The organism is Streptomyces sp. NRRL WC-3618 (assembly GCF_001280005.1).
Taxonomy (GTDB): domain Bacteria; phylum Actinomycetota; class Actinomycetes; order Streptomycetales; family Streptomycetaceae; genus Streptomyces.
This window is the reverse complement of sequence record NZ_LGDW01000456.1, coordinates 1-21,186: the sequence shown is the minus strand read 5'-3', so window position 1 is coordinate 21,186 and position 21,186 is coordinate 1. Positions and strand designations below refer to the sequence as shown.

The 21,186-nt window shown below is 67.6% G+C and carries 20 protein-coding genes and 1 pseudogene; 11 read left to right on the top strand and 10 right to left on the bottom strand.

The genetic code is table 11. The features are described from left to right. Positions 1 to 28 precede the first annotated feature (28 nt). From ADL01_RS32200 to ADL01_RS32180, 5 genes are all read right to left on the bottom strand, one after another. The gene (locus tag ADL01_RS32200) at positions 29 to 1,096 is read right to left on the bottom strand and encodes an ABC transporter ATP-binding protein (RefSeq protein ID WP_234354865.1); all 1,068 of its coding nucleotides are present in this window, start codon (positions 1,094 to 1,096) and stop codon (positions 29 to 31) included. A gap of 9 nt (positions 1,097 to 1,105) precedes the next feature. Beyond that, positions 1,106 to 2,089 carry an ABC transporter permease gene (locus ADL01_RS32195; protein ID WP_053745560.1) on the bottom strand — a complete coding sequence of 328 codons (984 nt, stop codon included), beginning with the start codon at positions 2,087 to 2,089 and terminating at the stop codon, positions 1,106 to 1,108. A gap of 163 nt (positions 2,090 to 2,252) precedes the next feature. Then, positions 2,253 to 4,040: an ABC transporter substrate-binding protein gene (locus ADL01_RS32190; protein WP_053745559.1), complete on the bottom strand. Its 1,788-nt coding sequence runs from the start codon at positions 4,038 to 4,040 to the stop codon at positions 2,253 to 2,255. Positions 4,041 to 4,135: 95 nt separating this feature from the next. Beyond that, on the bottom strand, positions 4,136 to 5,164 hold the full coding sequence (locus ADL01_RS32185; protein WP_405772852.1) for an ABC transporter permease: 1,029 nt from the start codon (positions 5,162 to 5,164) through the stop codon (positions 4,136 to 4,138). A 442-nt stretch (positions 5,165 to 5,606) separates the two neighbouring features. Then, positions 5,607 to 7,763, bottom strand: a complete 2,157-nt coding sequence (locus ADL01_RS32180) for a S9 family peptidase (RefSeq protein ID WP_053745557.1) — start codon at positions 7,761 to 7,763, stop codon at positions 5,607 to 5,609. 177 nt (positions 7,764 to 7,940) lie between these two features. Between ADL01_RS32180 and ADL01_RS32175 the strand changes: the two genes are divergently transcribed. After that, positions 7,941 to 8,135 carry a hypothetical protein gene (locus ADL01_RS32175; RefSeq protein WP_053745556.1) on the top strand — a complete coding sequence of 65 codons (195 nt, stop codon included), beginning with the start codon at positions 7,941 to 7,943 and terminating at the stop codon, positions 8,133 to 8,135. Positions 8,136 to 8,243: 108 nt separating this feature from the next. Here ADL01_RS32175 and ADL01_RS32170 read toward each other — a convergent pair whose 3' ends face one another. Then, positions 8,244 to 8,465 carry a hypothetical protein gene (locus ADL01_RS32170; protein WP_159049703.1) on the bottom strand — a complete coding sequence of 74 codons (222 nt, stop codon included), beginning with the start codon at positions 8,463 to 8,465 and terminating at the stop codon, positions 8,244 to 8,246. Between ADL01_RS32170 and ADL01_RS47325 the strand changes: the two genes are divergently transcribed. The 7 genes from ADL01_RS47325 to ADL01_RS32140 all read left to right on the top strand — a co-directional run bounded on the left by ADL01_RS47325 (position 8,459) and on the right by ADL01_RS32140 (position 13,901). After that, entirely contained in the window at positions 8,459 to 8,593 is a 135-nt protein-coding gene (locus tag ADL01_RS47325; protein ID WP_267889951.1) for a hypothetical protein, read from the top strand. The two genes, ADL01_RS32170 and ADL01_RS47325, sit on opposite strands and share 7 nt — an antisense overlap. A 195-nt stretch (positions 8,594 to 8,788) precedes the next feature. Next, positions 8,789 to 9,439, top strand: a complete 651-nt coding sequence (locus ADL01_RS32165) for a hypothetical protein (RefSeq protein WP_053745579.1) — start codon at positions 8,789 to 8,791, stop codon at positions 9,437 to 9,439. A gap of 20 nt (positions 9,440 to 9,459) precedes the next feature. Beyond that, entirely contained in the window at positions 9,460 to 10,470 is a 1,011-nt protein-coding gene (locus tag ADL01_RS32160; protein ID WP_234354864.1) for a hypothetical protein, read from the top strand. Between the two features lie 61 nt (positions 10,471 to 10,531). After that, positions 10,532 to 10,840, top strand: coding sequence for a hypothetical protein (locus ADL01_RS32155; protein WP_053745553.1), 309 nt, complete (start codon positions 10,532 to 10,534; stop codon positions 10,838 to 10,840). Between the two features lies 1 nt (position 10,841). Continuing rightward, complete coding sequence (locus tag ADL01_RS32150) at positions 10,842 to 12,116, top strand: WXG100 family type VII secretion target (RefSeq protein WP_053745552.1); 1,275 nt, start codon at positions 10,842 to 10,844, stop codon at positions 12,114 to 12,116. 22 nt (positions 12,117 to 12,138) lie between these two features. Beyond that, entirely contained in the window at positions 12,139 to 13,113 is a 975-nt protein-coding gene (locus tag ADL01_RS45540; RefSeq protein WP_234354863.1) for a hypothetical protein, read from the top strand. Between the two features lie 44 nt (positions 13,114 to 13,157). After that, positions 13,158 to 13,901, top strand: coding sequence for a hypothetical protein (locus ADL01_RS32140; protein ID WP_053745550.1), 744 nt, complete (start codon positions 13,158 to 13,160; stop codon positions 13,899 to 13,901). A gap of 76 nt (positions 13,902 to 13,977) precedes the next feature. On the opposite strand, the gene ADL01_RS32135 is transcribed toward ADL01_RS32140, so the two are convergent. The 3 genes from ADL01_RS32135 to ADL01_RS32125 are packed head-to-tail and all read right to left on the bottom strand — an operon-like array spanning position 13,978 to position 15,644. Beyond that, positions 13,978 to 14,466 carry a hypothetical protein gene (locus tag ADL01_RS32135; protein ID WP_159049701.1) on the bottom strand — a complete coding sequence of 163 codons (489 nt, stop codon included), beginning with the start codon at positions 14,464 to 14,466 and terminating at the stop codon, positions 13,978 to 13,980. A 60-nt stretch (positions 14,467 to 14,526) separates the two neighbouring features. Next, on the bottom strand, positions 14,527 to 14,772 hold the full coding sequence (locus tag ADL01_RS32130; RefSeq protein WP_053745548.1) for a DUF397 domain-containing protein: 246 nt from the start codon (positions 14,770 to 14,772) through the stop codon (positions 14,527 to 14,529). Beyond that, on the bottom strand, positions 14,769 to 15,644 hold the full coding sequence (locus ADL01_RS32125) for a helix-turn-helix domain-containing protein (protein WP_053745547.1): 876 nt from the start codon (positions 15,642 to 15,644) through the stop codon (positions 14,769 to 14,771). Before ADL01_RS32125 ends, ADL01_RS32130 begins: the two co-directional genes overlap by 4 nt. Positions 15,645 to 15,800: 156 nt before the next feature. Between ADL01_RS32125 and ADL01_RS32120 the strand changes: the two genes are divergently transcribed. Both ADL01_RS32120 and ADL01_RS32115 read left to right on the top strand, forming a co-directional pair. Then, positions 15,801 to 16,262, top strand: a complete 462-nt coding sequence (locus ADL01_RS32120; RefSeq protein WP_053745546.1) for an ATP-binding protein — start codon at positions 15,801 to 15,803, stop codon at positions 16,260 to 16,262. Positions 16,263 to 16,499: 237 nt separating this feature from the next. Continuing rightward, positions 16,500 to 20,054 carry an eIF2A-related protein gene (locus ADL01_RS32115; RefSeq protein WP_053745545.1) on the top strand — a complete coding sequence of 1,185 codons (3,555 nt, stop codon included), beginning with the start codon at positions 16,500 to 16,502 and terminating at the stop codon, positions 20,052 to 20,054. 8 nt (positions 20,055 to 20,062) lie between these two features. Here the strand turns inward: ADL01_RS32115 and ADL01_RS32110 are convergent, their stop codons facing one another. Beyond that, positions 20,063 to 20,362 (bottom strand): NIPSNAP family protein, encoded by a 300-nt coding sequence (locus ADL01_RS32110; protein WP_053745544.1) that lies wholly within the window; start codon positions 20,360 to 20,362, stop codon positions 20,063 to 20,065. 345 nt (positions 20,363 to 20,707) lie between these two features. Here ADL01_RS32110 and ADL01_RS32105 point away from each other — a divergent pair. Continuing rightward, a pseudogene (locus tag ADL01_RS32105) lies at positions 20,708 to 21,186 on the top strand (helix-turn-helix domain-containing protein); the annotation flags it as partial.

The window sequence follows — 21,186 nt, the reverse complement described above, 5'->3', positions numbered from 1 at the left end:
CCGGAGGGTAGCGATCAGCCAGGTCGTGTCACCTCGTGTCCGCACCCACATAGTCCAGGTAGTACTGCCCGCGCTGCGCCCGCGTCAGATGGCAGGCCGCGCCATGGGCGGCCGTACGGGGGAGGGTGGGGCGGCGGGTTGCGCAGTGGCCCTCCGGGGTTTGTTCCGTGAAGGCGCAGCGTGGTTCGAAGCGGCAGCCCGGGAGGGGGTCAAGGAGTGACGGGGGTGTGCCGGGGATCGGGGAGAGGGGGATCTCCACCGGGGCGCGCAGGGTGGGCATCGCGCCCAACAGGCCCCAGGTGTACGGGTGTTCAGGCGACCGCAGGACCTCGTCGCGGGTGCCGCGCTCCACCGCCCGGCCCGCGTACATCACCAGGATGTCGTCCGCCATACGGGAGATGACGCCCAAGTCGTGCGTGATGAAGACGATCGACGTGCCGCACTCCTGCTGGAGGTCCTTCAGGAGGTCCATGATCTGGGCCTGCACCGTGACGTCCAGGGCTGTCGTCGGTTCGTCGGCGATGAGGAGTTCCGGGTCGCAGACCAACGCCATGGCGATCATCACCCGTTGGCGCATACCGCCCGAGAACTGGTGCGGGTAGTCGTCGGCCCGGAGCGCCGGCTGCGGGATGCCCACGCGCCTGAGCATCTCCACCGCACGGGCCCTGGACTCCCTCCGGGACGCGCCCGTGTGCTTGGCGTACGTCTCCGCGATCTGGCGGCCCACCGTGTGGTACGGCGACAGGGACGCCAGCGCGTCCTGGAAGATCATCGCCATCCTGTTGCCGCGCAGCCGCTCCAGCTCGCGTTCCCGCGCCGTCAGCAACTCCTTGCCGTCCAGGACGATTTCCCCGGCCAGCGTGGTGCGCCCGCGGTCGTGCAGGCCCAGGATCGCCAGGTTCGTCACCGACTTGCCGGAGCCGGACTCGCCGACGATGCCCAGGGTCCGGCCGCGCCCCACGTCGAAGGACAGGCCGTCCACCGCTCTCACCACGCCGTCGTCGGTGGCGAAGTGCACCTTCAGGTCCCGTACGGAGAGGAAGGGGAGGAAGGGGGCAGTGGTGCTCGGCTCAGGCGGCTCTGCCAATGAGGTCACCGGGTTTTCCTACGCCAGCCTGATCCGCGGGTCAATCAGCGCGTACACCGCGTCCACCACGATGTTCGCCACGACGATCGCCGCCGCGGCCACCAGGACCACCCCCAGCAGCAGCGGCAGGTCGTTGTCCCGTACCGCCTTGATGGACAGGGCGCCGATGCCGTGCAGGCCGAAGGTCTCCTCCGTGATGATCGCGCCGCCGAGCAGATAGCCGATGTCGAGGCCCAGGATCGTGACGATCGGGCCCATCGCGCCCCGCCAGGCGAACCGGAAGAACACCGTGCGCCGGGACAGGCCCTTGGCGCGGGCCGTACGGACGTAGTCCTCGGCGAGGGTCTCCACGAGCTGGGAGCGGGTCATCCGGGTGTAGTTGGCGGTGAAGATGATCGCGAGGACGAACCAGGGCAGCAGCAGGCCCTTGAACCAGGCCACCGGGTCCTGGCTGAAGCCGACGCTGTCCTGGGGGCGGGGGAGGATGCCCCACTGGTCGGAGAGGTAGTACATGGCCACCACACCGACGATGTAGATCTGCAGGGACGACCCGATCAGCGAGACCGACGACGCGATCTTGTCCAGGGCCCGGCCCTGCTTCACCGCCGCCAGCATGCCCGTACCGACACCGAGCACCACGAACACCACCGTGCTGCCCAGCGTGAGGGACAGGGTGGTGGGGAAGCGGTTGGTGATCAGGCCGAGGACCGGCTCGTGGTTGGTGAAGGAGTAGCCGAGGCAGGGCGCCGCGCAGTGGCCGAGGCCGGCGTAGTCGCGGCCCGCGAACACCCCCGCCAGCCAGTGCCAGTACTGCACCGGCAGCGGGTCGTCGATGCCCAGGTTGCGCCGGACGAGCGCGAGCGTCTCCGGGGTGCAGAGCTTGCCGCAGGCGCTGCGGGCCGGGTCGCGCGGGGCGACGTAGAAGAGGACGAACGTGATGGCGCTGATGACGAGGAGGATCATCAGCGCGCTGAGCGTCCGGCGGAGGATGAAGCGGAACATGGCGATCGGATTCCCTGGCGGAACCCCCGGCACCGGTCCGTGGTGGGCTGGACCGGCGCCGGGGGTGGTCGGGTGGGCGGACTGGGGCGCCCCGCTGGGGGCGCCCCCTCAGGGGCGCGGGGAACTGCGCGACCAGCCCCCACGGGCCGCAGCAAAGAACCGCCTACGCCTTGGCGTACAGCTTGTAGAGAACGAACGACGAGTTCAGGGGGTCGTACTCGGTCCCACCGACCTTGCTGCCGTACAGATAGAAGCGCCGCTGATACGTCTCGGGAATGATCGGCGCCTCCTTCTCCATGAGCTCCTTGTCCAGGGCCGCCCACGCCGCGTTCGCCCGCGTCGGGTCGGTGAGGGCGGCGGCCTTGTCGATCGCGGCGTCGACCCAGCTCGCCTTCAGCTGCGAGACGTTGTTGGAGCCGTTGGCGATCGTCCGGCCGTCGAAGAGGGGCTGGAGCATGGTGTAGCCGGTGGGCCAGTCGGGGGACCAGCCGAACCACATCACGTCGAAGGAGTTGTCGATCTGCTGGACCTGGTCGTAGTAGCTGGTCGACTCCACCGGCTTGATCACCGGGTCGAAGCCCGCCTCCTTGAGGGCGCCCGCGATGACGACCTTCGTCTTCTCGTAGGCGTCGTTGCCACCCTGCGGGTACGTGTAGACGATCTTCTGGCCGAGCTTGCCGGCCTCCTTCAGCAGCGCCTTGGCCTTCGCCGTGTCGCCCTGCGGCTTCGTCAGCTTGCCGTAGATGTCGAACTTCACCCGGCCCGCCATGTCCGGGCCGAGGACCGTGGTCGCGTAGTCACCGGCGGAAGGGCCGCCGTAGATGGTCCGGATCTGCTGCAACGGCCAGGCGTAGTTGAGCGCCTGACGGACCCTCACATCGGTGATCCGCCGACAGTTGATGGCGTAGTAGTACAGGCCGGTCAGCAGTCCGTCGATGGTCCGGCTCTTCAGCGCGGGCGTCGACAGCACCTTCTGGATACGCTCCGCCGGCACCCCGCTGTACGCCATCACCGCGTACTGGTCGGTCCCCGAGTCCGCGATCAGCCGGTCGGTGCTCTGCAGCGCCTCGGGGCCGAACTCGAAGGTGAACGTGTCCGGGTACGCGTTGCGGATCGGGTCGGTCGCCGGGTCCCAGTGGGGGTTGCGGACCATCGTCAGCGACTTGTCGACGGAGTGCGCCTTGAGCCGGTACGGGCCGCAGGAGAACGGGTCCTTGTCGTACTTCTCCTTGGTGTCGTGCTTGGCGGACACCGCTCCGTACGACTGCATCGCCAGAGTCCAGTTGAGGTCCGGGCGGGCCGTCTTGAGGTGGAAGGTGATCGTCTTCTTCGCGGCGTCCGTGACGACCGAGTCGAGGTGCTTGCCGTCGTACGGGCCCTTGTAGACCGAGCGGAAGTCGTTGGTGCCGGTCAGCGCGGCCTGGAGGTAGGTGGCGCCCTCGGTGGTGAAGCCGGCGAAGCCGCGCTCGATGCCGTGCCGTACGTCCTCGACGGTCAGCTCGCTGCCGTCCTCCCACTTCAGCCCGTCCTTCAGGGTGAAGGTCCAGGTCTTGCCGCCGTCCGACATGGTGCCGGTGTCGGTGGCGAGGTCGCCGACGAGCTTCATCGCGCCGCCGTCGATCCGGTAGCCGGTCAGGCAGCGGATGTAGAGGTTGCCCAGCTCGGAGTTCCACGAGTAGTAGATGCGCTGCGGGTCGAGGTGCGAGAAGTCCTGCGGGCCGATCGGCCGGATCGTGCCGCCCTTCTTCGCCCCCGGGATCTCCGGCGCGGGCCCCGTGGAGTCCTTCGCGGTGCCGATGCTGACCGACGCGAACTTGTCGGTCCCGGCCGCGCCACCGCCCCCCGACGTACCGCCACCGCCTCCCCCACCGCTGCTGCACGCGGACAGGACCATGGAGCCGCCGGCGGCTACCGAGGTGGCGATGACGAAGTTTCTGCGGGAGAGAGACATGGGTTGCCTGCCTGAATCAGGGAGAAGGGGGGCCCGGTGGTTCCGGTGGTGGTGCGGGGGATGCGGGCGGGGGTGGCGGTGTACGACGCTGCTGTTCAGCGCCTGGTCTTCGGGTCCAGTGCGTCGCGCACGGAGTCGCCGAGGAGGTTGAAGGCGATCACGAAGACGACCATCGACAGGCCCGGGAAGAGCATGTACGTGATGTCGTTCTGGTAGACCTGCGCCCCGCGCTGGATCATCACGCCCCAGTCGGGCGTGGGGTCACTGAGCCCGACCCCGAGGAAGGCGAGCGCCGCCTCGGTGGTGACGTACATGGGCAGCGCGAGGGTCGCCTGGATGAGGATCGGGGTCCACAGGTTGGGCAGCAGCTCCTTGAAGATGATCCGGGCCGGGGAAGCACCGGTCACCCGCGCGGACTCCACGAACTCCCGCTCGCGCAGGGCGAGTACCTCACCGCGCAGCAGCCGGGCGATGGGCGCCCAGCCGAACGCGGTCATCACGGAGACGAGGCTGACGACGGTCAGCCAGGTCGGCGTGTTCTCCTCCGGCGACACGAAGACGGAGATCATCACCGGCCAGAGGGCGATGAAGAACAGGGTCGAGGGGAACGCCAGCAGGATGTCGATGACCCGGCCCACGAAGCTGTCGATCCGCCCGCCCAGATAGCCGGCGGTGAGACCGACGACGATGCCGAGCAGGGTGACCAGCACGGTCGTCACGGTGGCGATGAGCAGCGAGTTGCGGATGCCGTAGAGCAGCAGGGTCAGGACGTCCCGGCCGAGCTGCGGCTCGATCCCGAACCAGAAGTCGCCGCTGATACCGCCGTTGGGCAGGATCGGGAAACCGAACTCGTTGAGCAGGCCGGTGCCGTTCTGGCCGTACGTCGTGTACGGGTCCTTGCCGTAGAGCTTGGCGATCAGCGGGGCGGCGATGCCCGCCACGAAGAACACCACGACGACGACGGCCGAGACGACGCCGGTCCGGTCGCGTCTGAAGCGCAGCCAGGCGATCCGCCCCGGCGAGCGGCCGGTGCCGCCGCGAGCCGGCGCGGTGGGCGTCGGCGGTGCGGTACCGGGGTCGGCCGTCACCTGGGGGGCGGTGGCGGAAGGTATAGACGAGGTCACCTTGGCGACTTTTCAATGCTGCTTCAGCCGCCGTCAATGTTTTGTTGACGCCTTTGATCTGGACTTTTGCCCTTTGACCCAAGGGTGGCCCGCTACTTGGTTCAGCTTTGGACGGACGTGACCAAAAAGGGAGAGAGGGCCTGTCGGGGGCAAGGGATTCCGGAATCCGGGACGATCTTGCTGACGGGTCGAGAAAACAGTACAAACACACATGAATCGCGTTTACACGCAGGCAACTTGGCCGACCCGGTCTCGATATACGGACAGTCCACTCTGAGAAACGTACGGCCGTGCGGGTGCCGTAAACGGGCCGGGGCTCGCCATGTAGCCCCGGCCCGTTGCTGCTTTTTGCGCCTAAGCCGGCGCCGCTCTCGCGGACCTGGCCGGGCTTTCGTCGTGGTTCCTCAATTGAGGGTTGCGGTGCTCCGTGGAATGTCGCTGCTCAGCCGAGATGGAGCGCACGCCGCAGGAAGTCCACCTGGAGCAGCAGCAAATTCTCCGCGACCTGTTCCTGTGGGGTCATGTGGGTGACGCCGGACAGGGGAAGCACCTCGTGCGGGCGGCCCGCTGCCAGCAGTGCCGAGGACAGTCGCAGGGTGTGCGCCAAGACCACGTTGTCGTCGGCGGTGCCGTGCACGACCATCAGCGGTCGGTGCGGCTCGGCGGGCGACGACAGCCCGGCCTCCGTCACCAATGAGCTGTTCGCGTACGCCTCCGGTGCGGTGGCCGGGTCGCCCAGGTACCGCTCCGTGTAGTGCGTGTCGTACAGCCGCCAGTCCGTCACCGGGGCCCCCGCGATGCCCGCGTGGAAGACGTCCGGGCGCCGCAGCACCGCCAGCCCGGCGAGCCAGCCACCGTAGGACCAGCCCCGGATCGCCACCCGGGAGAGGTCGAGCGGGTGGTGTTCGGCGAGGCCGTGCAGAGCCTCGATCTGGTCGTCGAGGGAGACCGTGAAGTCCCCGTCGACCGCCTTCTCCCAGGCCGGCGAGCGTCCCGGGGTGCCCCGGCCGTCCGCGACGACCACCGCGAAACCCTGGTCGGCGAACCACTGCGAGGTCAGATGCGCGTTGTGCGCGGCGACCACGCGGGGACCGTGCGGACCGCCGTAGGGGTCCATGAGGACAGGGAGGGGAGTGACACCGTCGTAGTCGGTCGGCATAAGCAGGGCGCATGGAATTCGGCGTGCGCCCCCCTGGGTGAGGGTCATGCGCGGGGACAAACCGGGGTCTTCGGCGTACGAGGTGACGGTCGCCGCCCTCTTCCCGTCGCGCAGCACCTGCACCTGGGTCCCCGGCCGGTCCGGCACCGCCGACATGAGCACGGTCACGCCCCCGGCGCGAACTGCCGAGTGCACGCCGGGCTCTTGCGAGACGCGCTCCAGCCCGAGCTCGTTCACTCGATAGACGTGCACTTCACCGATCTCGGTGCCGTCCGCCGCCTCACCTGCCGAGGCCGACACAAGCACGTCGTCGGCAGAGACGTCCAGCACCGCCCGGACATGCAACTGGGCCCCGGTCAGTGGGCGTTCGCCGACCGCCAGTACCCTGGCGCCGCCCTCGTCGGAGATGCGCACAAGCTGTCCGGAGGGGCTCCAGCAGGGCACGCCGGGGAAAAGATCAAGCCAATGTGGATCTTCCTCCGCGTGCACCATCCGAGTCGCCCCCGTGTCCGGGTCGACGGCCAGGAAAAGCTGCCCGCGCTGGTCCCGCGACTGCACCAGAATCAGCGGCGCACCCGCCCCTGACCAGTGCACACGCGCCAGATACGGGTACCGCGCCCGATCCCAGACAACTTCGGTGCGCACGCCCTCGAGGGTGAGTACGAAGAGCCGCACCTCCGCGTTCAGGGTGCCCGCCGCCGGATACGCGACCCGCTGCGGCTCACGTTCCGGATGCGCCGGATCGGCGATCCACCAGCGGTCCACTGGCGCGTCGTCGGCCCGCGCGACCAGCAGCCGGTCGGAGTCCGGGGACCACCAGAAGCCGCGTGAACGGGACATCTCCTCGGCCGCGATGAACTCGGCCAGCCCGTACGTCACCGTCCCCGACTCGGGCTCCGCGATCGCGAGGGACTGCTCGCCGGCCAGGTCGGTGAGGCACAGGGCGCCGTCCGCGACGTACGCGACGAGCCGACCGTCGGGGGAGGGGCGCGGGTCGATGACGGGCCCCAGGGTGGCGATCTCGCGCACGGTCCCGGCCTGCAGTTCGGCCACGAAAAGCCGCCCGGACAAGGCGAAGGCGGCCAGTTCGACGGCCCAGTCGGTGGCGTAGCCGACGATCCCGGCGCTGCCCTCACGGCTGCGTTCCCGGCGCGCCCGCTCCTCGGCGGACAGCTTCTCGTCGGCCCCGCCGAGGAGCGTGAACGGGTCGGCGACGACGCTCCCCCAGCCTTCGGCCGGGGGGACCCCCATCTCGCTTCGCTCGCCGCCGTCCGGGAGGTCCAGCACCCACAGCTTGTTGGCCCGGTCGGTACCTGAGGAGGACCGCAGATAGGCGACGCGTGAACCGTCGGGCGCCACGGTGAACGCGCGGGGCGCGCCGAGCGTGAAGCGCTGGGTGCGGGCGTGCCGACGGGGGAAGGAGACAGGCTCGGTGGTCATGCCCCGACCATATTGGCCATGCGCCCCCTTGTGCGGCAGTGCGCCGACCGATGCGCGCGTGCGAATAGTTATGATCACTGGCGGCAAGTGGGTATGAACCTGCTGGCCACTGTATGGATCTACTGCCCCCATAGTCCGACTCCCCCGCGTCCCTGGGCCCCTTGGAGGTGAGCCGCCGTGGCACTTTCGATTTCGGCGGTCGTGCTGCTGGCGATCATCGTCTTCTTGTTGATCAAGAAGTCCGGGCTCAAGGGAGGACATGCGGTGGTGTGCATGCTCCTGGGGTTCTATATGGCCTCATCAACCTTCGCCCCGACGATCAAAGACCTGACGACGAGCATCGCGGGCATGATCGGCGACCTGAAGTTCTGACACCGGGTCCGCCCGGGTCCGCTGGGCAGCGCCGGTGGGTGGGCTGCCGGCGGGCTCTGGCGGGTCCGGGTGGGCTCCGGAGGGTGAGTGGCCGGAGCCGGGCTCAGCTCAGTCGGATGCGTCCCGTTTCTTCGCCGCGTCCGCGAGGTAGACACACGGCCGCCGCTCATCCCGCATCTGCTGACCCCTCGCGATGCCCTGCGCGAAGCCGCCAGGCAGATCGCGCTCGCCCGGCTTCCCGAGTTCGACCGTGACCTCGGTGAGGCCTCCGACCAGGCCATCCAGCTCGTGTCCGCCACGCCAGTGCGGCTGTTCCTGGAGAAGTGGCAACACTCGTCGCCATCGAGCGCCTCCCTCGGCAGGCCCGCATGATGAGCGAGGTCGAGCGGCCCATCGCCGATGTGAGCACTCCGGTGGCCGCCTTCCGGCAGGCCAAGGCCGCAGTCGCTCTGCGGTGAACGAACCCCGGTTGGCACACCGGGAGCCCGGGGCCGTCGCCCGTTGAACACGATCAGGAAACGGAGCGCTCCTTCAAGCTCCCCATGCGTCCTGAATTAGCCATGTTCTCAGGGAAGTTCGCTCTGGCGAAACTGGGAACCTCACCGATACCGTCGGTCGTCTTGACTGAACATCTGTCTCACGGGGAGCTCATCTTGAAGCGCCGCTCTTTGCCCGTTGCTGCCGCGCTCACCACGACCGCAGCTCTTCTGCTGACGGCCTGCGGCAGCGGGGACGAGAAGACCAGCGACAACGACAAGATTGCCGGAGCCGACGTCGGCGACACGAAGACATCAGCTTCACCGAGCCCGAGCGACACGGTCGGCCGTCCCGAGATCGCACTGCCGAGCGACCTCACCGACACGTTCGAAAGCTGGAAGACCGGAGTCACGACCGAGGACACGATTCTCGGGGACGTCGCCCAGCGGATCGACGCAACCAACTACGCCATCACGCAGGGCAATACCGATGTGCCGGCGCTCAGCTTCTACTACAGCGGTAGTGCCCTGGCCGATGCCAAGGACTGGGTCGAGTCCATCGTGAAGGACGGGTACACCATCACCGGCGAGAACCGGTACTACAACGCCAAGATCGATGTCTTCGATTCATCGTCGGCGGGTGTCGTCTACTGCGAGGACCAAGGCAAGGCGTACGCGAAGGACCGGACGTCCAAGAAGGTCTACAAGACCGAGGTGACGGACAAGTCGTACGTGCTCTACACGTCGCGCGTGGAGAAGAACAAGCAGGGCGTGTGGCAGACAACCAAGCTGACTTCGCAGAGGGGCCACAAGTCGTGCACGCCGTGACATCGCGCAGCCGATTCGCCGTGGCAGGCCTTCTTGCGGGAGCCCTCGCCGTCGCAGTGCCGGGAACAGCGGTCGCGGACTGGCCGCCGAGCAAGGGCACCCAGGGCAACACCGAGCAGACCGCAAGCTCCAACGCCGGCACGCTGGTCTCCAGGGTGACCTATTCCGGTTCCGTACGGCCGAGGGGCAGAGGCGCCGCTGCCCAACCAGTCACCGACTGGACGCCGCCCGCATGTTGGTACGAACCCCGTTCCGTCGACGAGTTCAGAACGTATGTCGAGGCGTTCTACGAGGAGACGATCAACACTCCTGGCCAAGCCAACTACGCCAAGGCTGCGGTCGGTCAGTTCCGGGACATCTACAAGGACGGCGAGTACAAGGACTACAACGAGAAGGAGGCCGACGAGGGCAACTGGTGGGTCGCTGTCCAAAACCCTGACCGTGAGGACGACCCCGCCAGCTGGGAGTGCAGCAAGGCTCCCTTCTGGGTGGAGAACAACGCCAACCCGGGTGTCCCTCAAGCAGTCACCCCCCAGGTGCTGGCCGAGGCCGCCTACAACGCGATCCAGCTCCCCGGCACCAAGGTCACCCTCGCGCCCGAGAACGTAACCAAGGTCAACCTTTCCACGTGGGCCTGGCTCGATAAGGCCACGTTCAAAGATGTTTCCGTGACGGCGGCCCTGAACGTTGCCGGCCTCAACATCCAGGCGACGGCCACCGCGAAGCCGGTGTCCCTCAAGCTGGAGCCGGGCACCCAGGACGCCGAGACGTACCCGGCCTCAGGGGAGTGCGTCATCAACGCCGACGGCTCCATCGGCGAACCCTACGCACAGGGCAAGTCCAACCTGACCCCTCCGTGCGGACTCAAGTACCTCTGCTCCTCGGGCAACGGCACGTTCAACCTCCGGGCGACCATCACCTGGGACATCGCCTGGACCGGAACCGGCGGCGCGGGCGGAGACCTGCCGGACGGCACGTTCGGCGGTCAACAGGCGATCACCGTCCAGGAAATCCAAGCCGTCAACCGCTGACCGGCGAAGATCCCGTACCCGTCCTAGCCTGCCAGCGCCCCCGCAGAGACCGGAACACGACATGAGTGACCTGCGCCTCGAAGACACGATCTTCGAGGATCTGAAGAAGACCTTCTCCACCATCAGCGATCGTATGGAGTCGGCTCGCCGCAGCCTGCGGGCCACCGATGCCTCGGTCCTCGGCGAGAGCAAACTCGTCGAGGACCTGCGGGACTTCGCCGACGACTGGGGCTATGGCATCAAGCAGCTCGGCAAGCACACCCAGGGTGCGGTCAAGATGATCGACCACATCGACGGGACGTTCAGCAAACTCGACCTGGACCTCGCCGAGTCGCTCAAGTCCGCCAGGGCGAAGAAGAAAGGCAAGTGACGTGAAGGACCGTCTTTCGTCCTTGCCGAACATCGGCCGGGACCCCACCCCCGGCAGCGTCGAGGACACCCGCGATCTGGCCAGGCAACTAGGCAAACTGGCCGGCGAGCTGGGCACGTCCCTGCGGGAGCTGGAGCAGATCGAGGCCGGGGAGTGGAAGGGCAAGACCGCGATTGCCTTCACCGAGTACATCGGCGAGGACGTCACCCCGCTCATACGCAAGAGCCACGACTCCTTCGACAAGGCCTCGCGCGCGTTGCATCGCTGGGCGGGCGAACTCCAGGACTTCCAGGAGGAGACGGCCCGGCTGGAGAGGACTGCCGGGGAGAAGATCGACGCCAAGGCGAAGGCGAAGGAAGGCACCGAGGAGTACGGCAAGGCTTCCGGTGACGTGGACGGGGTCATCAGCAAGCTCCATGACCTTGAGGACCGCTACAGTCTGGCCGCCGCGAAGATCAGCAAGGAGCTCGACAAGGCCGCCGACATCGCGCCCGACGAGCCCGGCTTTTGGGACAAGCTGACCAAGGGAGTCGCGGACGCCTGGGACGCCACCGGCGACTGGATCAAGGAACATGCCGACCAGATCAAACTGATCGGCGACTTGCTGAGCGACCTGACCGCGATCCTGGCCCTGCTGACCATCGTCACGCTGCCGTTCCCGCCCTTGTCGGCGATCTTCGCCACGGCCGCGATCGTCACCAGCGGGCTCGCGCTGGCGGCCCATGGCATTGCCAAGGCGGCCGGCGCGGATGTGAGCTGGATGCAGATCGGGCTCGACGCGGTGGGGCTGGTGCCGGGGATCGGGGCATTCAGCAAGGGAGTCAAGGTGGTTGGCGAAACCTCGGCGCTGGCCAGGACGGCTGGGCTCGCCAAAGCCGCTGCGCTCGGCGAGGGGTTTACGGCAACGAAGGCTGCCGCCTCGCGGGTGTTCCTGGCCACCGGCGATACGGCCGGGTTTGTCAAAGGCGGGGTTCCACTGTTGCCCGGCAAGGTAGTGCTCGGCGGGGTGGCTGACGACGTGTACGAGGTCGCTCATGGGACCAGCAGCGTGCTGTCACGCATGGGAGGCATAGTCAACCAGGGCTATCACGCGGGCCAGTTGGTGGGTTCCAAGGGGGCTAATCTCATTCCGGGCGTGAACATCAACCCCTTGGGAGCCGGTATCGCCATGGATGCCGGGCTCAAGATCTTCCCCAAGATCACGAGTATCCACCAGCACGTGGGAGAGGCGCTCTTCCCAGGAGACCAGTTCGAGAAGTCGGCCACTGGCAACTGAACCGACGGTGCGCAATGGCAGAGTGAACGCGCAGAGCAAAGTACCCGGATCCGCCGCCCAGGAGATGCATACGGCCATGGACATCTGGCAGCCCGAACGGGGCGAGACGCTTCTTGCCCGCGCGCTCGTCACCTTCGCCACCGGCGCCGCCCCACGCGTCAGCGGCATGCGGTGGTTCCGCGACACAGAGCGCAACGACATCCAGCACGAGCTGCCGGGCTGGCCTGAGGGGCCCGTGTACACGGCACGTTCGACGGGCGGTGTGGCCGGACGCAACACCGTCAAAGGCGCGGCCATCGCTCTGGGCCTCGGTTTCCTGGCCGCGCTCAGTTTCGGCGGAGCCAACGTCACAAGCGGCGGCGGCAACAACTACATGAAGTCCGGCTCTGCCACCCCGGACGACCGGGACAACGAGGTACTGGACTTCCCTGTCATGTGGGCCGCGCCCGGCACTATCGCCCGCACCCTGCCCTGGCAGCTGGATCCCGCACGCTCCCCCGAGAAGCACTACCGCACACATGCGATCGTCACGGACCGTCGGCTGGTTATTGTCGGCTTTCCGTACTCCAAGAAGAACGACAAGCTCATCGAGGACGTAGTCCTCTGGGAGATCCCCCTGGACAAGATCAGCCAGGTAAAGCCAAGGCGCTACAAAACCGGGACCGACGCCGAGATCGTCTTCAGTGACGGCTCGTGGTGCAGACTGCGCTCCCCCGCGCGACGGAAGTTCACCAGGTACCTCCTCCCTCATGAACTCATCCGCCTGGATGCGCTTACGCCGGAGCAACGCAGTACTGTCGAGAACTTCCTTAGAGAATCTGACGTACCGAACTCGGCGTTTCCGGTGGTGAGTCACCATCCCTGCGGTCATTACCGGATCGAAGTCGTGGTGCCGAGCAAAGTCGATTCATTTTTCGGTATTTCCGAAAACAGCATGCTCATGGATGCACAAGGGGCTGAGGTCGAGATCGCGGACTACCACCCAGACGACTTCTGAACTCCGGCTCTGCCTCTGAACCCTCCAAGGACGACCCCACCGCCATGACAGCCCCTACCGACTCGACGAGCGCGCTCCTGCCCACCCCGGCTGCTGCGGAGCCCCCGCCCCTCTCGTTCAACGTCCCGGAGGGATTCTTCGCTCTCCCTCTCGCCGCTACTCCCGAAGAGCGTGCCGAGCGCGCCCAGACCTTCGTACGAGCGCTCTACTCCGGCGGCGACGACACCATTTGGGAGCCCGCCGCCCCCTACTACGCAGCCATAGCCGAACTCATGGCCGGCACCGGAGTCTCGTACGCCGCGATGGGCCTGTTCTCCACGGCGGACGACGAAGGAGACGGAGACGAAAGCGGAGATGTTGCCAGGCACAGCCTTTCCGACGGTGCCGCCCAGTGCGCGTTCACCGTGGCTGCCATACCGACGGACCAAGCCGCTGCCGACACGGACATCGTGGCCCAGGGAATCCTCGCGACGCTCTCCAGGGATCCGTACAACGACGCTCGCTGGCTCGACCTGCCATGCGGGCCGGCGGTGTTCTGCGTAACCATGCGCAAGCTCAAGTTGTCGCCAGACGTGACGGCGAGTGGTGAGGCCACGGACCTCCTTGCCGGGCAGATCCAGGTCCATGTCCCTTTCCCCACTGGCCCGTTCACCGCGATCTTCACCCTCTACACGGCATCCACGGAGTATTGGGCCGAGTTCTGCGACATGATGGCGGCCATCCTCCAGACCGTCTCCTTTGCCGAACCGCTCGCAGGCACGGATGCTTTGCCTGTGATAGCCGGCTGAACCGCACTTCAGCCGCCGGGTTCCGCTATCGCCTGACCGTCGTGTTCACGCGGCGAGCCGGTCCGCAAGGCGTGAACTACCGGGCCTTGCGGGTCTTCCCTTTGCCCTTCTTGCGCAGCTTCCGTATTCGCTCACGCTCACGAGTCTGGCGCTTCTCGGCCCGAGCTTTCTGGATGCGATACACGCCCCATCCCAGAAGTGCTGAGGTGGCCAGGCAGGTGATGAGGGCGCTTCCCGTTCCGGGGATGTATTGGCAACCGTCCCTGTATGACGGGCAGTTCTTGCCGGGCAGGGAGGCGAGAACGTACATCAATATGGCGAATGCCGTTCCCCCGCAGACCGCCGTGCCGACCCCATGGCCTACCTGCCGCAGCCGCGACCCCCTGACGGCCAGTCCAGAGAGCCACGAGGCGCCGAGAAAGCCGAGGGCCACGACCACTCCGGCGGCAACCCCGAACGCCCATGATCCACCGGGCCAGTTGAGCGCCACCGGCGCTGTCGTCCGGGCGAACCACTTCCACAAGCTGAGCGCCATGACCACCGAACCACCGAGGGTGATCACCATCCCGGCAAGTGCGAAGCCTTCCCAAGTCCTGAAGCCTCTGTCGGGCTCACTAGCCATCATTCACGCCCAGTGCAACGTTTCGGCCATCGTGTCACCCAGTTCGGTCGAGTACGGCACGAACTCGGCCCAGGTGGCGGGGGTGAAGGCCAGACGGGGGCCTGTCTCTATGTTCTTGGAATCGCGCACGTGGATGGCGCCGGGAGTTGTGGCGACCTCGACGCAGGAGTCGCCGTCGGGGCCGCTGCTGTAGCTGCTCTTGAACCAGGCCAGTTCGGAGGCGTCCCCGGCGGAGGTCTTGCGGATCATGTTTCTCCCAGCAGTTGTTCGATGAGAGCCAGCGACTCCCTCGGTGGAAGAGCCAGTGCCCGGACTGTGCCAAATCGCAGCTCAAGGACCCTCAGCTGCTTCGGTTCGGAAATCGGGCGGCCGTTGAACGCACCGTCGGAGCGCCCGATGGCGCTGCCGTCAGCGAACTTCAGCAGCTCAATCCTGCCACCCATGCCGGGATGGGGCGCACTGTCCATCGGCATCACCTGAAGTGTGACGTTGCGCAATCGTCCCACTTCCAGCAGACGTTCGAACTGCTGTCGCCGCTCCATTGTGCCTCCGACTCGGCGTCGGAGCGTTGCCTCTTCCTGCACGAAGCTGAGTGCGGGCGCGGGGTCACGGTCGAAGATCGACTGGCGGGCCATGCGAGCCGACACGCGACGTTCCATCTCCCCTTTCGAGTACGACGGTTGCCACACGTCGAACAAGGCTCGCGCGTGCTCGGGCGTCTGCAACAGGCCGACGATGTTGATGCACTCGTACACCCCGACCTCCACCGCCTTTGCTTCCATATTCGCGATGGCCCGAACCTTCTTCGGGTACTGGACCTTCTCCAAGTCCTCGTTCATGGCGGAGATCAGCCCATCCGCCCTCAGCACCTTGTCCGCCTTCACCAGGTACTCGGGCCGAGCGATCCGCTTCCCGCCCTCGATCTTGTAAACGAGGTCCTCGCCGTACCCGAGGGCCCGGCCGAAGTCGGCGGCGCTCATCCCCACCGCCTCCCGCCGCAGTTTCAGTTGCCGCCCGACGGTCTCCACGACCGCCACACCCCACTCGTCGTCGGGATCCACCTCCCAACCCGGCTCGTCCGCCTCGCTCTTGAGCTGTCCCGCGTCACTGTCCACGCTCATGTCGCGCCCCTCCGTCGTACCGCGCTGTACTGTCCCGCCCCTACCCGTACGCCCCGTCCCGACAGCCCGGACACGATCGGACAAGCTCCGGACAGTCACCGTACGCAACGGCGGAGTCACTGCTCACGGTAGGCATGTGCGGCCACTCTGAGTGACGTGAATCAAGAAACCTCCGCCCCCGAGGCCCAACTCGAACACTTCTTCCGTAACTTCAGCGTGCGGTTGTCTCCCACGCCCCGAGGTGCCCGCCTGGCCCGGCTGCTCACCGCCGAGCAACTCCGCTCCTGGGGACTGCCGGTGGACCCGGCACGTCAGATCGTGGCCGAGTTGGCGGCCAACGCCGTCACTCACGGACGCGTCCCGGGCCGCGACTTCCGGCTCACGGTGTACGTCATCGCCGACACCCTGCGCATCGAGGTGACCGATACTTGCGGCGACCGTCCGCCCACCCCTCGTCCGCCGTCCGCCGACGCGGAGTTCGGGCGAGGCCTCGCCCTGGTGGAGGCGCTTGCCGACCGGTGGGGGTGGAGTCCGGGGTTGCGCCCACGCAAAACGGTGTGGGCCGATGTTGTACTTCCATCGGATGCACTGGTCCCGAAGAGTGAACCCCTGACATAGGACGCGCCCTGTGGCGTTTCCCGGTTCACGCTGGATCGGGAGCACCGCAGCCTGCCTGGCCGAAACCCGTACGCACTGTTGAACGCACCTGCGATGCCCCTGAAGATGGTCATGAGCGCCCTGCCCTGCCGGTCCAAGGGTGAGCGGGCCGCTGACGCGGTGCCGGCTGGTTCGGTGTCGGTGAAACGGGGGCTGAGCGGTGCTGGCGGGTAGCGACACGGCCATGAGCGGTGCCGGATGAGGAACCGCTTGCAGGTCGCGCTCCAGATCATGCTGGCACTCATCGCCTGCCTCCTGGGAATCGCTACCAACTACGCGACCAGCACCGATGAGGTTCCCTGGGCGCTGGAGGCGATTCAGCGGTTCTCCGTTCCGGCTATCGGGCTGCTGATCGTGGCGCTGGTGGTTGGGCAGGTCGTCGTCTACCGGCTGGAGAATCCCGCGCCGCCCCGGACCGAGTGGCCGCGTCAGCGGGTTCCGTACCCGGGTCTCGACGCATTCGACGAGGACGAGGCAGCCGTCTACTTCGGCCGGGAGGCGCAGGCCGCCGAGCTGGCACGAAGGCTGAACGCCACCGCGACCCGCCCCGGGGAGCGGTTCCTGGTGCTGGTCGGGGCGTCCGGGAGCGGAAAGTCCTCGCTGGTCAGGGCCGGGGTGATGCCCCGGCTTCGGGAACGCCGCTGGACCGTCGTACCGGCCTTCGCCCCCGGTCCCAACCCGCTGGGTTCCCTCGCGGGTGCGCTGGCGGCCGTCGCCGACGGGCAGGAACCGGCGAGCGCCGTACTGCGCAGGCTGCGCCAGGGGCCGGATGCGCTGCGTGCCGAGCTGTCGCGGCTGCGTGGCGGCCGGTTCCGGCGGATACTCCTCGTCGTCGACCAGTTCGAGGAAATCGTCACCCTGGCGGGCGAGCGTGAACGTGCCCAGTTCCTCGAAGCGCTGCGCATCTGCGTGGAACAGGACTCGGCGGTCCGCGTACTGGTCACTCTCCGGGTGGACCTCCTCGGTCGGCTCCTTGGCACCGGACACGCGGAACTCCTCCAACATCCCGTCGCCATCGGCACATTGGGCAGAACACAGCTCGCCGACGTCGTGGAGAGACCTGGCGCCCTCGTCGGCCTCAACTTTGAACCCGGAGTCGTCGACTCCATCGTGAGTGAGACCGGGACGGACGACGCACTACCGCTGCTCGCCTACCTCCTCCAGGAGTTGTACTTCGCCTCCGGCCCTGGCGGGACTGTCACCGAGGAGTTGTACCGGCGGCTCGGCGGAGTACCTGGCGCGCTGGCGCGCCAGGCGGACAACACCGTGACCGGGCTTGGCGCGGGCGTGGGTATCGACTCAGTCCTCCGCGTCCTGCTCAGATTCGTCACCGTCGAGGGCCAGGACGTGGCTCGCCGCCATGTGCCGCTGTCCGAACTCGATGAACGGGACCGCCATGTCGTCGATGCCTTCGTCGAGGCGCGGCTGCTGCGCACCGACGTCGCAGGCGACGGCTCCGCAACCGTTAGGGAGCCCTATGCGCAGGTGACACACGAAGCCTTGTTCCGCCAGTGGGCGCCGCTGCGGCAGGAGGTCGAGGCGCGGGCCGAACGACTTCGCGAGCGTGCCGAACTGGAGCGGTGGGCGGCCGACTGGGAGCGGGCCGGACGCAGCGACGACTATCTCCTCACCGGGGAGCGCCTCACGGTGGCCCGGCGCTGGCTCGAAGCACTGGAGGAGTCCGGGCAGGCGTCCGCGCCCACCCGCGCTCTCGTCGAGTCCTCACAGCGCCGCGACCTGACCTTCGTGAGCCGGGTCTCCGAAAGTATCGGCCGCCAGGTCCTTCTCAGCGCGGAGAGCGAGCCGGAGCGCTCCCTGCTGCTCTCGCTCGCCGCGCTCGGCGAGTGCACGCCCACGCCATCAGCCCGGCGCGGGCTGATGGCGGCGCTGGCGGCGAGTCACCTCCGCTCCCGGCTCGACGGGCACACCGACACTGTTCGGCACATCGCGTGGTCGCCCGACGGGCGCATGCTGGCCACGGCATCCAGGGACGGCACTGCCCGTGTTCACGACGCGCGGTCCGGACGCAGCTTGCTGGTGCTGCCCTGCGACCGGGTCATGGTCGAGTCCGTCACCTGGTCACCGGACTCGATGAGAGTGGCAACCGCCGGCCGTGACCGTGTCGTACGCATCTGGGACGCCACCTCGGGGGAGCCCGTTCGGCTGCTCACCGGCGCCCGAGACATCAACCGACAGGTGGCCTGGTCGCCGAACGGGCAGCATGTCGCTGCGGGCTCCAAGGACCGGATCGTACGGGTCTGGGAGGCCGATACCGGGCGGCTCGTGCAGGAGCTGAACGGGCACGGCGAGGACGTATGGGGTGTGGCCTGGTCCCCGGACGGTAACCGCCTCGCCTCCGCCGCACACGACCAGACCGCGATCGTGTGGGACCTGACGACCGGACGAGCGGCCGTCACACTCACCGGGCACTCCGACTTCGTCGAAGGCATCGCCTGGTCGCCGGACGGGCGGCAGATCGCCACCGGCTCCGGGGACCACACCGCCCGTATCTGGGACGCCGAGACCGGCGACCTGCGCCTTCTGCTGCGAGGACACACCGACTACGTGTGGAACCTGGCCTGGTCGCCGGACGGGCGGATGCTGGCCAGTGCCTCCTCCGACCGCACCGTGCGCATCGTCGGAACCGAGGACGCCAAGGTCCTGGCCGTCCTGCGCGGCCACGCCGACACTGTGTGGGGCGTCACTTGGTCACCCTGCGGGACCATGCTCGCCACCAGCTCCACCGACGGCACCGGCATGGTGTGGGATCTGCGGCCTCGTGGCGCCGAGGCCGTACTGGCCGACGGGCACCGCGACCCGGTCAACCAGGCCGCGTGGTCCGGGGACGGTGCCCGCTTCGCCACGGCCTCGGACGACGGCACCGTACGGGTGTGGGATGCGGCCACCGGTGCTCCGGCCGGACCGGTGACGGAGTTGGAGGACCGGGTCTGGGCCGTCGCCTGGGCCCCGCACGGGGAACGGCTTGCGTTCAGCACCAACGATGGCCTGTTCCGGATCACTGACGGGCGCGGCGGCACGCTGTTCGAACGACACGGTGAGGTCGTCGAGGGGTGCGCCTGGTCTCCGGACGGCGGACGGATCGCCACAGGGGGCCACGACGGTGCCGTGCGTGTCCTGTCCGCGCAGGACGGGACCGAGCTGCTGAAACTGACGGAACACCAGGACTGGGTGGGTCGGGTGGCCTGGTCGCCGAGCGGACGTCTGCTCGCCAGCTGTTCCGACGACCGTACGTGCCGACTGTGGGACATCGGGGAGGGGCAGCAGTTCACCGTTCTGCGCGGCCACGACAACTACGTTGAGGACGCGGCCTGGTCCCCGGACGAGACGAGGATCGCCACCGCTTCCGGCGACTGGACGGCCGCCGTGTGGGACGTCGTCACCGGGCGGCGTATCGAGGTGCTGAAGGGACATGAGGGACGGCTTCGTGCCGTTGCCTGGTCACCCGACGGCCGACACATCGCCACGGGGGGCGACGACCGCACCGTACGGGTCTGGTCCGCTGCCACCTTCGAGGAGATCGCTGTCGTCGGTGTGCACCAGGGCAAGGTGACCTCCGTGGCCTGGTCCCCGGACGGCACGAGGCTGCTCACGGGATCGGCCGACGGGACGGCGCGCGTGTGGCGGGCGGAGCCGGACTACGACCGGCTGGAGGCGGTCGCCCGTGGAAGGGTCTTCCGTACCCTCACCCGCGAGGAACGGCGGCATCATCTGCTGCCGCTCGACCCAGGGTGACCGGGTGATCAGTAGGACGGTTCGACCGTGCGCTCTTCGGTGCGGACAAGGTAGTCGTCCGGGTCCAGGCTCATGGCTTTGCGCTCGGGCGACGACCAGTACAGCGCGTTGCGCTCAGCGAAGGTCTCCGGGCCCTCGTACGAGATCAGCCAGAAGAACTGGTTGTGCTCCCGGTCCACCCAGGCCCCTCCGATCGTGAATCCCAACTCCAGTCGCAGCGGCACGATTTCCTTCCGCCACCGCTCCACCCACTCGTCGAGTCGGCCGTCCCGGACGGTGTACGTACGCAACTGTGTGGTCTTCGGCATGCCAGACATCGTCTCCTACCGAAAGGTGATCCCGCTCCGGATCCTGGCTGCGTGGGTTCCGGCGTGACCGGCGCTCTTTTCAAAGGAACATCTGGAGAGAAAGAAACCCAACCAAGCCCCACCCCTCCCGCCCGCTGGGACGGCCACCGCGGCCCTCGCTGCCGCCGCCGCGCAAACTCACTCGGGCGAGTGAACATCGGCAACACGGCTGGATTCGGGACTGGTTGCCTGCCCTACGCTCAGCGCAGCACCATCACCACAAACAACCGTAGACATGCGACGGCCCTCGCCGGGAAGGCAATCCCAAGGCGAGGGCCTGACCACCGAGGAAGAGGCAACTTCCTGATGGATACGAAAAACCTTAGCGTGCCCTCGCACGCCCAAGCCCGTATCGCAGGCAAGAATCACCCCCGCCAGCGCCCCAATTCCGGCGTCTCCGGCGTCATCCACGACAACACCCGCCACACCACCCGCTTCACGGTGATCGGCAACCACCTCGCCCAGCACCCCGAGCTGTCGCTGCTCGCCATCGGCCTCGCCGTGCACATCCAGTCGCTGCCCACGGGTGCCCGCGTCGACATCAAGACCCTCGCCAGGAAGTTCCCGGAGGGCCCGGACCGTATCGCCGCCGCCCTGCGCGAACTGGAAACCCACGGCTACCTGCGCCGTCCCCGCGAACGCGCCCCCAGCGGCCACATCGTCACCCGCACGGTCTCCTGCAACCAGCCCGGACGTCATGCCGAGGGCCACGCTGATCGCCGCACCGAGGGCGACGCTGATCGCCGTACCGAGCCCCAGCCCCAGCCCCAGCCCCAGCCCCAGCC

Excerpts from the sequence above, each read along its gene's own strand:
- ADL01_RS32195 (WP_053745560.1), bottom strand. The coding sequence starts at position 2,089 with ATGTTCCGCTTCATCCTCCGCCGGACGCTCAGCGCGCTGATGATCCTC.
- ADL01_RS32190 (WP_053745559.1), bottom strand. The coding sequence starts at position 4,040 with ATGTCTCTCTCCCGCAGAAACTTCGTCATCGCCACCTCGGTAGCCGCC.
- ADL01_RS32180 (WP_053745557.1), bottom strand. The coding sequence starts at position 7,763 with ATGACCACCGAGCCTGTCTCCTTCCCCCGTCGGCACGCCCGCACCCAG.
- ADL01_RS32155 (WP_053745553.1), top strand. The coding sequence starts at position 10,532 with ATGAGTGACCTGCGCCTCGAAGACACGATCTTCGAGGATCTGAAGAAG.
- ADL01_RS32140 (WP_053745550.1), top strand. The coding sequence starts at position 13,158 with ATGACAGCCCCTACCGACTCGACGAGCGCGCTCCTGCCCACCCCGGCT.
- ADL01_RS32135 (WP_159049701.1), bottom strand. The coding sequence starts at position 14,466 with ATGGTGATCACCCTCGGTGGTTCGGTGGTCATGGCGCTCAGCTTGTGG.
- ADL01_RS32130 (WP_053745548.1), bottom strand. The coding sequence starts at position 14,772 with ATGATCCGCAAGACCTCCGCCGGGGACGCCTCCGAACTGGCCTGGTTC.
- ADL01_RS32125 (WP_053745547.1), bottom strand. The coding sequence starts at position 15,644 with ATGAGCGTGGACAGTGACGCGGGACAGCTCAAGAGCGAGGCGGACGAG.
- ADL01_RS32115 (WP_053745545.1), top strand. The coding sequence starts at position 16,500 with ATGAGGAACCGCTTGCAGGTCGCGCTCCAGATCATGCTGGCACTCATC.
- ADL01_RS32110 (WP_053745544.1), bottom strand. The coding sequence starts at position 20,362 with ATGCCGAAGACCACACAGTTGCGTACGTACACCGTCCGGGACGGCCGA.